This window comes from Bacteroides sp. An279 (genome assembly GCF_002159615.1).
Lineage (GTDB): Bacteria > Bacteroidota > Bacteroidia > Bacteroidales > Bacteroidaceae > Phocaeicola > Phocaeicola intestinalis.
Genome location: NZ_NFJA01000091.1, coordinates 1 through 14,952, shown reverse-complemented (window position 1 = coordinate 14,952; position 14,952 = coordinate 1). Strand labels below are relative to the sequence as shown.

The window sequence follows — 14,952 nt, the reverse complement described above, 5'->3', positions numbered from 1 at the left end:
TGTTTTGAATTTATCGTGCGATGATTTGGGATGAGTTTTTGAGGCATTTTTGCTTCTGTGATGAGGAAGATAGCGGGCTATCTGACGAAGAACAGGAGCGAAAAGGACCCAAAAATCGCCCAAAGCACACACGAAAACGGATACATCAAGCCAAGAAAAACTTTTTGGAGAAATTCAAAACAGCTTCTTAATCAAAATCCCAAAATCCTTCCCAATATTTGGAGTTTCTGATAGGGTTGTATTATCAATCCGGACGGCATCCTTTTATGGTTTTCCTATCAAAACCGTACGTTCTCCAATTGAAAACCGTACGTTCTCGATATGGAAACCGTACGGTTTTCATATGGAAAACGTAAAAAGAAGGTAGCCTGTAACAGATCCTGAACCATTCAATCATATATTGATTCGTATCTGCTAAGCAAATTTGTTGGAGAAATTAAAACAATCTCTTACAACATAGTAAAACAATTGGTTTGCGGATATATTCATCTGTAAAAATCATCCAAACAGATGACAAAATCGTCTATATCCTGTTTAAACGTGCTGTACAGCATATTCTGTAGACCTCTACACGACTATTTTCTTATAAGTATGGACTATCTTTTTATCCGGTTTTCAGATTTCCTCCTACATTTGTGCAGATGAAATTTTAAAAATAATAATATGAAGAACTATCTGTTAACACTGATGAGCGGACTTGTAGCGTTGGGAGTCACTTCGTGTGGCAAACCTGCCTATATCCAGCCCGATGCTCCCATTCAGGAAGTGCCGTTCACTCAGGTGCACCTGAGCGATAGCTTCTGGTTGCCCCGCATTGAGACCAACCGCACTGTGTCCATCCCCTCCGCATTTAAAGAATGTGAGAAAAACGGACGATTTGATAACTTCGCCATTGCCGCCGGACTGAAAAAAGGAGAGCACCGGGGTGATTTTTCTTTCGACGATACCGATCCTTATAAGGTAATAGAAGGGGCATCGTATTCGCTCGCGGTGAAATATGACCCGCAACTGGACCATTACCTGGACAGCGTCATCAACATCATTGCCGCGGCGCAAGAACCGGACGGTTATCTTACTACCTGCGTCACCAATAAATGTTATCGTCTCTCCGGATGGTGGGGACGCTCGAAATGGGAAAAAATCAACAGCCACGAGCTGTACAACAGCGGACACATGTACGAAGCAGCCGTCGCCCATTACCGTGCTACCGGCAAGCGTACCTTCCTGGATGTCGCTATCAAGAATGCCGACCTCGTCTGCAAGACCTTCGGACCGAAGGAAGGACAGATACACCGCCCCAGCGGACACCCCATCGTAGAGATGGCACTCTGCAAATTATATAAGGTGACGGGCGACCGGAAATACCTCGACATGGCGAAATACTTCGTCGAAGAAACCGGGCGGGGCACCGACGGGCACAAGCTGAGCGAATACAGCCAAGACCATAAGCCCATCCTGCAACAAGACGAAATCGTGGGCCACGCCGTACGTGCCGGCTACCTCTATTCGGGTGTGGCAGATGTGGCAGCCCTTACTCATGATACGGCTTATTTCCATGCCTTGACCCGCCTGTGGGACAACCTCGTAAGCAAGAAGCTATACATCACTGGCGGCATGGGGTCGCGTGCACAAGGCGAAGGCTTCGGACTGAATTACGAACTGCAGAACCACACCGCCTATTGTGAGACTTGCGCTTCCATCGCCAACGTGTACTGGAACTACCGCATGTTCCTTGCCACAGGCGAATCGAAATACATCGACGTGCTGGAACGTGCACTTTACAACGGTGTCATCAGCGGCGTTTCGCTCAGTGGCGACAAGTTTTTCTACGACAATCCGCTGGAATCGATGGGGCAGCACGAACGCCAACGTTGGTTCGGTTGTGCTTGTTGCCCGGGTAATGTGACCCGCTTCATCGCTTCCGTGCCCAACTATGCCTACGCCACCCAGCAGAACGATATCTACGTCAACCTCTATATACAAGGTAAAGCCGAGATGCAGCTTGCCGACAGCACCCACGTCACACTGGAACAGACCACCGGATATCCTTGGAACGGTAAGATAGCCATTAAGGTGACGCCTGATAAAGAAGGAGAGTTCGCCATCCGCCTGCGCATCCCCAGCTGGGCAAAGAGTGCTCCGGTAGCATCCGACCTCTACGCTTATACCGATGCTCCTAAGAAATATACCTTGAAAGTAAACGGCTCGTCGGCACGGGCTGCCGAAGGTGATGGCTATGAAACCTTGGTCCGTAGCTGGAAGGCAGGCGATGTTATCGAGCTGGATCTTCCGATGGACGTACGTCGCATCCAGGCGAACGACTCGGTAGAAGTAGACCGTGGCATGCTGGCACTGGAACGCGGACCTATCGTATTCTGCCTGGAAGGCAAAGACCAACCCGACAGCACCGTGTTTAACAAGTTCATCACCCCCGACACACAGATTGACGCCACCTACGAAGCCAACCTGCTCAACGGCGTGATGGTATTGAGCGGGGCTGCCAAGGAAGTGGAACGCGACGGCTCGGTGAAAGACCTGACCTTCCGCGCCATCCCCTACTCTACCTGGAACAACCGCGGTGCCGACCAGATGGAAGTATGGATTCCCGAATCCAAGGAATACGCTACCCCGACACCCGAACCGACCATAGCCAGCAAGGCACAGATGTACTCGCTTCCTACCCAAGCTACCACCGATGTGCCCGCAGCCACCAGCAACCTGCAATGGGCATGGGGCTACAACGACCAGTGGGAACCGAAACGTTCGAGCGATACTTCCAAGCCCTACCATTACTGGTGGCTGCGCCAAGGCTCGAAAGAGAATGTGTGCTACCGCTTCAGTCAACCCACCGAGGTAAAATCCGTAGACGTGTACTGGCTGGATTTCGACCACTACGACGGAAACTTCCGCACGCCCGCCTCGTGGAAGCTCTACTACAAACAGGGCAACCAATGGAAGGAAGTGGAAGCGCAAAGCCCTTACACCACCGATAAGGACCGCTACAACCACCTCGACTTCCATCCCGTGAAAACCACCGACCTGATGATTGTGGCACAGCTGCAAGAAGGAACGTCGGGAGGAGTGATAGAGTGGAAAGTAGAATGACAGTGAATAATTAGCAGTGAACAATTAATAATTAATAATTAACAGTGAATAATTAACAGGAACAAAGAATGGCTATTCCCGCTATTCCTTGTTCACTGTTAATTCTTAACTAACTATTAACCTTTAAATACAAACAGAATGGATACACATGGAAACCGCGCGTTATTCAGTCGCGCAATGGTGAAGGTGGCCGCTTGTACCATGCTGGCAGCAGGGTTGCCATTGGCAATGTATGCCGAAGCAGGGAACACGGAAGCCGCTGTGATAGCTGCCCAACAAACACGGACCGTCAGCGGGCAGGTGGTAGACTCGAACGGTGAAAGCATCATCGGAGCCAACATCGTAGAGAAAGGAACGGCCAACGGTACGATTACGGACATGGACGGCAAATTCTCGCTGAAGACAGCACCCAACGCTACCTTGGTCATCAGCTACATCGGCTACAAGACCATCGAAATGAAGGCAAGCGAAGTAAAGGCCGGACAAACCATTACCCTGCAAGAAAACGCCGAAATGATGGACGAAGTCGTAGTCATCGGTTACGGTACGCAGCGCAAGGGTGATGTGACCAGTGCCGTGGCTTCGGTGAAAGCAGAAGATTTTACAGTAGGTAAGATTACCGATGCCGCCGAACTGGTGAAAGGAAAGATTGCCGGTCTGAGCGTCACCAACTCTAGCGGTGACCCGACGGCTACCTCTTCCATCATGCTGCGTGGTATCAATACCGTGTCGGGTAACACCAACCCGCTTATCTTGGTAGACGGTATCGAAGGCGACCTCACCACCGTAGCGCCCGAAAACATCGCTTCCATCGACGTACTGAAAGACGCTTCGGCTGCCGCCATCTACGGTACCCGTGGTGCCAACGGTGTCATCTTGATTACCACCAAGACCGGACGCCGCGACCAGAAAGCCGACATCACTTATTCGGGTTACGTATCGTTCTCGAAATGGACAGACACACCGGAGTTCATGGATACGCATGACATCATCTACGGACGTACCGCCTATACCTACGAAGGCTACGACACCGACTGGCTGAAAGCCATCAGCCGCAAGGCGGGCTTCAAGCACAACCATTCGCTTTCTATGAACGGTGGTACGAAAACCTCTACTTACTCCGCCAACGTCGTTTACAGCAACGATGAAGCTATCATGCGCAAGAGCGACAACGAAAACCTGAAGATGCAGTTGGACTTTACCCAATACGCTTGGAACGACAAACTGAAGTTCAACTTCAACGCCTTGATCAGCCGACAGAAGTATTCGTTGAACAACAATACCTACGCTTACCGCCAGGCGATTATCCGTAACCCGTCGGAACCCATCTATAACGAAGACGGAACCTATTACGAAAACTTCAACCGCCTGAACTACATCAATCCGGTGGAAATCCAGAACGAATACGAAGGCGATACCCGCGTCCGTTTCTACCAAATGACGGGTAACGTCACCGTAGAACCCATTAAGGGATGGCAGACCAATGTGATGCTCTCGTTGAACGAATCGGCAAGCGTCAGCCAGTCGTTCACTTATCCGGACTATTACACCTTGGCGAAAGAAGACAACTACAACGGTTCCGCTTCGAAGAGCGAAGGCAACTATCGCAGCCAGACTTTGGAAATCACTTCGCGCTACAACCATACATGGGGCGAACACCGCTTCGAAGGGTTGGTAGGTTACAGCTACCTCTACAACAAGTACGATGGTTTCTCTGCCAGCAACGGAAACTTCCCTTCGGTAGCTTACCTCTACAACAACTTGGGACTGGGTACGCTTCTGACCGAAGAAGACCGCCATGCGGGCATGGGCTCTGACGCATACGATGACACCCTTGTTGGTTTCTTCGCCCGTGTCAGCTACGGCTACGCCAACCGCTACAACGCCCTGCTCAGCATCCGCCACGAAGGATCCAGCAAATTCGGTGCAAACAACCGGTGGGCTACCTTCCCCTCCGTTTCGTTGGGATGGACCATCAGCAACGAACCGTTTATGGAAAAGACCCGCTCTTGGCTGAACAACCTGAAACTGCGCATAGGGTACGGTGTGACCGGTATCACCCCAACCAGTTCTTATCGGGCACAATACCTTTACGACATCGCTCCCTACGGTGACATCCAAGACCAAAGCGGAAATTGGATCCAAACATTGGAAGTTATACAGAATCCCAACAAAGACCTGAAATGGGAAACCACCCGTGAATGGAACTTCGGTTTAGACTGGAGTGTGCTGGATGAACGCCTCTCCGGTAGCATTGATGTCTATCACCGTAAGACTTCCGACTTGATGTACTCATATAGCGTACCTGTACCGCCCAATTTGTATGGCTATACCCTTGCCAATGTAGGTGATATACGTAACGTAGGTGTGGAAGTCATGGTGACCGGTGTACCCGTCCGGACCAAGGATTTCGAGTGGAGCACCACCCTGACCCTTTCGCACAACAAAAACAAGCTGCTCAAACTGAGTAACACTTTGTACGAGACCGATGACTTTCACGAATTATATGGCGGATTGGGCGAACCCATCAGCACACCGACCCACTATATGGAAGTAGGCCACAGTTTAGGCGAGTTTTGGGGGCTGAAATACGTAGGAGTCAGCGAAAACGGAGTACCCATCGTACAAGTAAGTGACGGCAACGGAGGTTGGGTGAATGAAGAATTCAACACAAACCACAATGTGATGGAAAACCGCCAACGTCTGGGCAACGGACTGCCGAAAGTCTATTTGGGGTGGGGACATACCTTTAACTACAAAGGCATTGACTTAAACTTGCAGTTTACCGGACAATTCGGTTACAAGATTCTGAACGCATGGCGTTGTTTCTATGAAAACAACTCCATCGCCTACAACCGCCTGAAGACAGCTTACGACCTGCGTCCCGCCATCAACTTGGACGGCACGCCCGTATTGGATGCCGACGGCAACCAAAAGATGGTACGTCTCTCGAATACAGCCGCCCAATATTTCTCGAGCGACCACTTGGAAAACGGCGACTTCCTGAAGCTGAGCAACATCACCTTGGGTTACACCCTGCCGCTGAAAGGCAAGATAAAGGATTATATCAACAACCTGCGTATCTATGCATCGGCAAGCAACGTTTTCTGCATCACTGGTTACTCCGGATTAGACCCGGAGGTAGATAATGCTTTCCAGACACCGGGCATCGACTACCAGGATAAATACCCTACTACCCGTTCGTACACGGTAGGTTTAACGCTTAACTTTTAACGAATGAACACCATGAAAAAGATAGTTAAAAACATATTGTTAGGAATGTTCGTCGGCTGCAGCCTGAATGTGACAACATCATGTACCGACCTGACCGAGACCCTCTATAGCGACTTGAACGACACGAACATTGACCTGACCAACCCGGATGACATCCAGTTGTTGGAAGGCCAAGCCATCGCCCAATACCGATACCTGCATACCAGTTGGTTTGGATTGTTCCATCAGTTGGAAATCTGCACTGACCAGTACATGGTTCCCCTGCGCATTGGTATCGGCTGGGGTGACGTTTACATCAACGGACACAAACACAATTGGGATTACAACTTCGGTTTGTCGGAAAACAATTGGGGTTATGCGTACAATTGTATCAACTATTGTAACATGGTACTGGACAACCTGCCCGAAGATAATGTAGAAGACCGCGCACAGATGCGTTTCTTCCGTGCCCTAACTTACTACCACTTGTTAGACCTTTTCCGCAACATTCCGCTGCAGACCACAATGAACAATCCCGATGGTTACGTGCCCGAACAGGTGTCGGGAGAGGAAATCTATAATTTCTGCGTCAGCGAACTGAACGACATCAAAGATGTCATCACCACCGATTACATCCACGGCTGGGGCAACAAGTACGCCGTATGTATGGCACTTGCCAAGCTGTACTTGAACAAAAACGTTTACTTGGGCACCAACGACAACCAAGGCTATGAAGACGCCTTGGCAGAAGTAGAAACCGTCCTGACCGAAGGAGGCTTTGAGTTGGCACCCAACTACAAAGACAATTTCCGCGAAAATCTGGAAGGTAATCCCGAAATCATTTTCTGCGTACCGGGCGACCGTACCCATGCCGTCAACTTCAACCTGATGACCTACGTCATGCCGCAAGCCGGTATGGATGCTTACGCCAGCACCGCTACCGCCACCAACGGTTCGTGCGCCATCCCGCAGTTTATCGATACCTATTCCGCCAACGACAAACGTTTGGCTGATACCTGGGCAATGGATTTGCAGCACTACGCCGTAGAGAATGCCGACGGTACATATACCCCCAATGCGGGCGACCCCATCCCCTTTACGGCCGATGACTGGTCGGGCACGGGTTACCTGAACTACAACAAGAACGTGCACTCCATCGACGGTGCCTACCAGCAAGAAGGTTACCGCCTGCACAAGTACGAGATAGTAGGAGGAGGTAACTGGGGAACTACCTCGGACGACTTGGTCATCTTCCGCCTGGCGGATGCCATGTTCATCAAGGCGGAATGCTTGCTGCGCTTGGGACGCGACGAACAGACCGCAGCCGACTTGGTAACAGAAGTCCGCAAACGTTCGTTTGAATCGTTGGCGGAAGCCACCCGCACCGTAGCCGACCTGAAAGGCGGAAGCGTATATGCCTACGGACACAGCGAGTATGAGCCGATAGCTTACAACGACTGGAGCAACTACATCAGCACTTACGAAGGTGGCGATGACATCGAGTTGGGCGGCTTGTTCGACGACTTAGGTTGGGAGTTCGCTTGTGAAGAGCACCGCCGTCAGGACATGATCCGCTTCAAGATGGCAGACGGACGCAACGTGTTCAACGGCAAGTCTTACTTCTGCAAGGATGCCGTCACTACCGACCACTGGAACATCTTCCCGATTCCGGAAAGCGTGATGCGTACCAACACCACCATCGAACAGAATCCGGGCTATACGGGAGCAAAATAACCATCAACCTTTTTAATCATTTATCCTTATGAAAAAACTATATTACATATTTCTATTGCCCGCCTTCCTGTTCCTTACAGGAGTCACTGCTTGTGGCGACTACGATATGGACGAAATTACGGGCTTGCACATCTTGACCGATGACGAAATGGAAGAAATCCGCCGGCAAGACTCCATTGCCGAGGCACTGCGCCAGCAAATCAATGCCGACTTGATACTGGAATACACCGTAACAGATTATTTTGCCACTACCTATACTACGCAACGCCTTGATATTGATATCGCAGCCATTGCCGAATGCTTCGGACTGACCGAAGAAGAAGTGTTGGCAGGTATCAACCAAGACACCGGCGCGCCTACCATCAATGGATTCGCCATCCAAGCCAGCACCCACCAAGACTATACACTGAACCGAAGCACCACCAACGGTGTGTGGGGACACTGGTTTGACAACAATGGCGATGCCGGGACATGGAATGATTTGAGCGCATTAGGTACGCTTTCTTTCTATTGTGAATGGCAAGGATTCCCAGATGACGAAGATGAAAACAATTACTTCAATATTGGTCAGAATCCCAACACATTCACCACCCCGCAAGAATGGACGGTATACGAATGCCTCTCTTACGAAGACAAGCGTGTAGCGGTAGCCATTACGTACATCTTGACCGAACGGGGTGACGTAACGGCAGAAATAGCCAATACGCAACAACTCACCTTGGATATGAACCCGGCAAGTACCTACGACATGGTGAACGTGAAGTTTGACCCCGACCAAGTGACCGCAGCGTTGGGTATCGCTTCGATGGACGAAATAGAAGGCTACCTTGGCGTACAGGCAGACGGCAGCTATGCCCAAGAGACCAATGCCGGAACCAACGGATTCTGGTACGATGCAGACGGTGGCGCAAATGCCTATAGTGAAAACTCACGCGTTTATACATCGTATGGCGGTGACGGCTGGCCTGTAGACGAAATCGGCATCGGACAATATCCGGGCAACTGCGCCGTGGGCGACTCGTACACCGTGAAGTACGGCTTCTTGGCTAACAACAAGATTGCGATGATGGAAATCACCGTAAACATCGTGGCTTACCAAGACCCGGAAACCGCTCCCGAAGGTGAACCCGAAGAACTGACCATCGATGTAAACTTGCAAAAGAACTACACGAACGACTTCGCTCCTGTACAAGTAGATGTACGCGAAACGCTCCGCCAGGCATTCAAGATGACCACGTATCAAATACACAGCGCACGTGTATCGGGCGACCTGAAGATTTACTGCCAGACGGAAACAGCGGAAGAACCCGAATACACTGCCGATGTGCCGGGATACTGGCTGGCTGCTGACGGTTCATCTGCCGCATATGCCGACGGTCTCTGCTGGGTTAGCTTAGGCACCAGCGAAACAGAACTCTACCTGTATGGCGGCAACCATCCGGAAAATGTTTCGCCTACAGCCGGAACTACGCTGACTACCACGTACATCATTACGTGTAACGGAGGCAAAGTTACGGTGAACATCAACTTCCAGGTAGACCCGGAAGCGGCTGAATAAGCAAGAAGCCCTCCGAGGGTAAATCTAAATGGAACTGAGCACAAAGGCATAAAGCTTTTTCATTGATACATAAAAATAGTTTCGTTGCATCTTTTTGCCTCTGTGTTCAGTTTCTCAATTATGACAGACCTTCGGTGAGAATAATGTCGGGGTATATCGCTCCTACACACAAATCTTAAAAATATAATGACTATGACAAAATTATCTAATTGGCTATTGATACTGTTTATGGCATTCTTTGCCGTAAGCATCACCAGTTGTAACGATGATGAGGAAGAATACTCTGCAGATTACCTTCTCAACATCGCCGAAGAAAACCTGAACATTTCAGCCCCTGCTGAAGCCAGTTCATACGAAGTGGGAATAGTAGCCCGCGCCATTTGGAAAGCTACTGTTACAACAGACAGTGGTGAAGAATGGATTACCCTGACTACCGGAAGCGACACGGGAGGATATAACACCTTGGCTTTCGACGTAGCGGAAAACACAACGGGAGCTACCCGTACTGCCACCATCACCATCACTTGCCACACGGCACAAAAAGTGATTACCGTGACACAAAGTAATTAACCATCTAACAAAAATGGATTATGACAACAAAGCTAAATTGGCTACTGTTATGCTTCACTGCTATCTTCGCTTTCTACTTCACCAGTTGTAAAGACGATGAAGAAGAATATTCGGCAGACTATCTGCTCGCCATAGCCGAAGAAGACATGAACATATCGGTAGACGCAGAAACCACTTCTTATGAAATAGAACTGACTGCCCGTGCCATCTGGAAAGCTACTGTCACGGCAGGCAATGAAGACGGGTGGCTCACGCTGGAAAATGATGGAGATACCGGAGGCGTTAACACATTGAGTTTCTCTATGGAAGAGAACACTACCGGAGCCACACGTACCGCTACGATTACCATCACTTGCCATACGGCACAAAAGGAAATCACCGTAACCCAAAGTGGCTCGGACTTACAAATCATGGACGAATCGGAGATAGAAGACTTCGAAAAGTACTATAAGCCTGCCGAGTTCGCCTCGATGGACATGCTGCGCAGCGACGCACAATGGTCGTGGTTCCGCTCGAAGCAGAGCGAACACTTCTTCGTGTTCTGGGAAGCGGGCTTTGGCGACGACCCCAATGCTGAAACCGTTCCGGCGAACATGCGGGTGGACATCGATGACCTGCTGGAGAAAGCCGAACAGTTCTACCAGACCAACATCGAGAAGTTAGGCTTCGCCGAGACGGGACAAGGCAAATCGAGCCTGGACCAGTACAAGATGGAAATCTACCTGCTTTACCAGGAAGAATGGCTGGCTACCGGATCGGGTTACGATGACGTAATCGGCGCACTGTGGGTGAACCCCAGCACTTGCCAGCCCGTAGGCTCGACCATCGCCCACGAAATAGGCCACAGCTTCCAATACCAGGTGTATTGCGACAAGGTGTACCAAGGCGAGGCGAATGACTTCCAGACCGGATTCCGCTACGGCTATGAAGGCAGCAACGGAGGAAACGGCTTCTGGGAACAATGCGCGCAGTGGCAATCGTTCCAAGACTATCCCGAGGAGATGTTCACCACCTACAACTTCGACGTATGGCTGGCAAACAACCACCGCCACTTCGAACACGAATGGATGCGCTACGCCAGCTACTGGCTGCAAACCTACTGGACGGACAAGCACGGGGACGACGCGGTGGCAAACGTATGGAAGAACTCGCACGCGCCGGAAGACGCCATCGCGGCTTACATGCGCCTGTATGCCAACAACAGTTGGGAAACGATGAAAGAGGAACTGTATGACTACGCCGCACGCATGGCCACCTTCGACATCGACGGCATCCGTGAATACTCGGACGGCTACTTGGGACGTTACAGCACGATGCTCTACCCGACAGCGGACGGTTATTACCAGGTGGCATACGCCGACTGCCCCGAAACAACCGGATTCAATGTCATCGCCCTCAACGTGCCCGAAGGACAAACGACCGTATCGGCCGACTTTGAAGGACTGATGCCTGGAAGCCCTTTGGCTGCAGACGACCCGGGCGAATACATGGACACGGAAGCAGTGGCGGGTACGGTGAACACCTATAATAATATAGGCGCAGCATCGGACGCGGGCTGGAGCTATGGCTTTGTAGCCCTGACCAGCGGCGGCACACGGGTATACAGCGAACGGTATGCAGCCGAAGCGGGCAACGCCAGCTTCACGGTTCCTGCCGGAACGGAGCAACTGTACTTCATCGTGCAAGCAGCCCCGAAGACTTACAAAGCCCATCCGTGGGACGAAAAGGACCTGACCGACGAGCAATGGCCTTATAAAGTGAAATTCAACGGCACAGACTTATTGGGTTCGGTTGTAATAGATCCGGACGCCCAGCCAACGGATGTAACCTTTACTTACGACCTAAGCTTCCCCGCCACTACCAACGGTGACTACACGGGAACAACCGTCAGCGTCATCAACGAAGGGGACATGGAGGAACTGGCACAGGCATTCGTGATGCAGCCCAGCCTGATTGCCTCGAAAATCATGGAGGCAAACGCTACGCCCGCAGAGGGACAAATCGCCTTTGCCGCCGTGCAGGCAGACGGCTCGCTGGAATACAACTGCACCGCCAACGGCTTAGGGTTCTGGTACGATAAGGCAGGGAACGCCATCGGCTGGGGAGACGACAGCTACGTCTACTCGGAATTCAACAAGGATACGTTTACCTTCACCATCGGGCAATTCCCCGACCATTGCACCGCAGGCGACACCTACACCATCCGGGAAGCACTGGTCTACACCCTGAACGGCACGCAATACACTGCTACCTTCGTATTCAATATACGAATTTTATAAAGAAATCGAACGCGGAGATGCAAAGACGCAGAGGTTATAGTAGAGAAGGCAAAAGGACACAAAGCCAAACAACACTCTCGCTGCGCTTTTGCTTGAAATGAATATTCGCAACAGTCCATGTAGGGGCGGGGTTCGCCCGCCCGTATGCATCCACGTGAATGCATTCGGGCAGGCAGACCCTGCCCTTACAGGTTAACCGGCAAGATGCGGACATTCATTAAAAATAAACTCTGTGCCTTCGTGTCTCTGTGTTCCATTTTTTCGGGCAGGCAGACCCCACCATCTTTTACCCAAGCCACACACTGAAATTTACTTACCCTAACGTGAATTCACTAATCTTTCTTTTCATTTAATTATTAAAGTTTTCTCAGAGAAGTTCGTTCTAATCAGATTAATTTTGTAGTTTTGTATTTGTAACATTCATTATAATGAAGATTAATATATAAAAGTGTATTTAATTATCATTATAATGATATATAAATATGGAAAATATGGCAGACTTTTATGAATACTCTACTCCCGAGATTGTAAGGCTATTAGGTGCCCGGTTTAAGGAATACAGAATACGCTGTAATCTTACTCAGAAAGATGTTTCCGAGCAATCGGGAATTGGACTTACCACCATCCACAAATTTGAGAACGGCACTGCAGGCAATATTTCATTGTCCACATTTATCGTGTTGCTGAAAGTCGTTGGGCAGATCAACATGATAGACCATATTCTTCCAGAGCTACCAGAATCTCCTTACCTGATGCGTAAAGACGATAAAAAGACACAGCGCGTAAGACACTCCAAATGATACGAACTATGGTACAATCTTTAAGAGTAATGCTTTGGGGTGAAGAAATAGGCCGGTTGGCTTGGGATACCAAACGCAGATTGTCCTACTTCACGTATAACCCCGTCTTTCTGAAGAAAGGTCTGAATATATCTCCATTGGCAGCACCGATAGATGGGGCAAGAGGTCTTATGCCTATCTGGGGAGAAGATGCTAAAATTTATCAGAAATTACCTGCTTTTGTAGCCGATTCATTGCCTGATGCCTGGGGTAATCAGTTGTTTGATTTGTGGCGTCAACAGAACCATCTGTCCAATGCAGACATTACTCCCCTTGACAAGCTCTCGTTCATTGGGAAACGTGGCATGGGAGCTCTCGAGTTTCTACCTGAAGTTTCGCGAGAACGCAAGGCAGGGAAAATAGATATCAAGTCTTTGGCTAATCTGGCAGAGCGCATATTCACAGAAAAAGAAAATGCACGAATTCTACCCGAAGAATCCATTACCATGCAATCGTTGCTTACTGTAGGTACTTCTGCAGGTGGCCGTCAACCCAAAGCCATTGTGGGCATCAACCGAAAGAGTGGAGAGATACGTAGCGGACAGATTTCCGGCTTGGATGACTTTGATTACTGTCTGATTAAATTCGGCAATTCTCAATATAGTTCGGCAGAATTGGAGATGGCCTATTATGAACTGGCTACTATAGCAGGAATCAATATGATGCCATCTGAACTCTATCAGGTAGATGGAAATAATCATTTCATGACCAGACGTTTCGACCGTAAGGATGGAAAGAAGGTTCATACCCAGACTTTGGCTGCCATCCGTCCCGAAGCCGACAGTTACGAACAGCTGATAGCAGTATGTCGGAAACTTCATCTGCCCGAGGCTGACTGTTCTGAGGTATTCCGTCGGATGGTATTCAATATCTTGGCCAACAATACGGACGACCACAATAAGAATTTTTCATTTGTTATGAGTGAAGATGGTTCCTGGCGTCTGTCTCCGGCATACGATATCACTTATATATTCGACAACGGAGGATTTTTGCCCAATGAAGAGCACTGTCTGTATATCCGCGCCAAACTTCGGGATATTACACGGGATGATGTCATCCAGTTTGCTAAAGACAATGGCATACGCCGGCCTGATGCAGTGATACGTGAAGTAGCAGACAGTCTGAAACAATTCCGTACGGTCGCTTCAAAATATGGTGTTGCTGAGCAGTGGATAGGACGGATTGAAACAACTATAGCCAATCATTTGAGGTCTTGGGGTGAGTTGGAAGAAGCTACACATGCATCTGAAATAACCATCAACAGACATATCGTAAAGAACATCCGGATGGAGCAGGCTTTTAAAGGAAATTTCCATCTGCTCGCCGAAATAGATGGTAATGAACGAAAGTTCGTTATGGGTAAAAACAAGGAAGAGTTTTCTCTTATTGAATCGATTGGAATAGCAAATCTGTCATCTGAACAGCTCAAAGATATGGTTGAGAAATATTTTGGTCTGTAAATTGACATTCACTAAAAAATAAACTCTGTGCCTTCGTGTCTCTATGTTCCATTTTTTTCGGGCAGGCAGACCCTGCCCCTACAAGTTAGTTCCTATGTTTGTAATGTGCTAGCAAAATAGCATAAAGCCAAGAGAATTATTAAATTTGTAAATGAAAGAAATAACTTAATAAAACCTATGACTTTATGCGTAAA

Annotated in this window: 9 protein-coding genes; all 9 read left to right on the top strand. The window is 49.4% G+C overall.

Annotated features, from left to right (window positions below):
* Window positions 1–20 precede the first annotated feature (20 nt).
* On the top strand, window positions 21–191 hold the full coding sequence (locus B5F78_RS17335) for a hypothetical protein (protein WP_158098142.1): 171 nt from the start codon (window positions 21–23) through the stop codon (window positions 189–191).
* Window positions 192–687: 496 nt separating this feature from the next.
* The gene (locus B5F78_RS13655; RefSeq protein ID WP_443105092.1) at window positions 688–3,105 is read left to right on the top strand and encodes a glycoside hydrolase family 127 protein; all 2,418 of its coding nucleotides are present in this window, start codon (window positions 688–690) and stop codon (window positions 3,103–3,105) included.
* 138 nt (window positions 3,106–3,243) lie between these two features.
* Complete coding sequence (locus B5F78_RS13650) at window positions 3,244–6,339, top strand: SusC/RagA family TonB-linked outer membrane protein (RefSeq protein ID WP_087406975.1); 3,096 nt, start codon at window positions 3,244–3,246, stop codon at window positions 6,337–6,339.
* A gap of 12 nt (window positions 6,340–6,351) precedes the next feature.
* Window positions 6,352–8,052, top strand: coding sequence for a RagB/SusD family nutrient uptake outer membrane protein (locus B5F78_RS13645; protein WP_087406974.1), 1,701 nt, complete (start codon window positions 6,352–6,354; stop codon window positions 8,050–8,052).
* 28 nt (window positions 8,053–8,080) lie between these two features.
* Window positions 8,081–9,610, top strand: coding sequence for a DUF4859 domain-containing protein (locus tag B5F78_RS13640; protein ID WP_087406973.1), 1,530 nt, complete (start codon window positions 8,081–8,083; stop codon window positions 9,608–9,610).
* 192 nt (window positions 9,611–9,802) lie between these two features.
* Entirely contained in the window at window positions 9,803–10,180 is a 378-nt protein-coding gene (locus B5F78_RS13635; protein ID WP_162608557.1) for a BACON domain-containing protein, read from the top strand.
* Window positions 10,181–10,200: 20 nt separating this feature from the next.
* The gene (locus B5F78_RS13630) at window positions 10,201–12,459 is read left to right on the top strand and encodes a DUF6055 domain-containing protein (protein WP_087406971.1); all 2,259 of its coding nucleotides are present in this window, start codon (window positions 10,201–10,203) and stop codon (window positions 12,457–12,459) included.
* Between the two features lie 491 nt (window positions 12,460–12,950).
* Window positions 12,951–13,259, top strand: coding sequence for a helix-turn-helix domain-containing protein (locus B5F78_RS13625; protein ID WP_087251738.1), 309 nt, complete (start codon window positions 12,951–12,953; stop codon window positions 13,257–13,259).
* An 8-nt stretch (window positions 13,260–13,267) separates the two neighbouring features.
* Entirely contained in the window at window positions 13,268–14,758 is a 1,491-nt protein-coding gene (locus B5F78_RS13620; protein WP_087406977.1) for a type II toxin-antitoxin system HipA family toxin, read from the top strand.
* Window positions 14,759–14,952 lie beyond the last annotated feature (194 nt).

Coding starts and splice junctions, on each gene's coding strand:
- B5F78_RS17335 (WP_158098142.1), top strand. CDS start 21: ATGATTTGGGATGAGTTTTTGAGGCATTTTTGCTTCTGTGATGAGGAA.
- B5F78_RS13655 (WP_443105092.1), top strand. CDS start 688: ATGAGCGGACTTGTAGCGTTGGGAGTCACTTCGTGTGGCAAACCTGCC.
- B5F78_RS13650 (WP_087406975.1), top strand. CDS start 3,244: ATGGATACACATGGAAACCGCGCGTTATTCAGTCGCGCAATGGTGAAG.
- B5F78_RS13645 (WP_087406974.1), top strand. CDS start 6,352: ATGAAAAAGATAGTTAAAAACATATTGTTAGGAATGTTCGTCGGCTGC.
- B5F78_RS13640 (WP_087406973.1), top strand. CDS start 8,081: ATGAAAAAACTATATTACATATTTCTATTGCCCGCCTTCCTGTTCCTT.
- B5F78_RS13635 (WP_162608557.1), top strand. CDS start 9,803: ATGACAAAATTATCTAATTGGCTATTGATACTGTTTATGGCATTCTTT.
- B5F78_RS13630 (WP_087406971.1), top strand. CDS start 10,201: ATGACAACAAAGCTAAATTGGCTACTGTTATGCTTCACTGCTATCTTC.
- B5F78_RS13625 (WP_087251738.1), top strand. CDS start 12,951: ATGGCAGACTTTTATGAATACTCTACTCCCGAGATTGTAAGGCTATTA.
- B5F78_RS13620 (WP_087406977.1), top strand. CDS start 13,268: ATGGTACAATCTTTAAGAGTAATGCTTTGGGGTGAAGAAATAGGCCGG.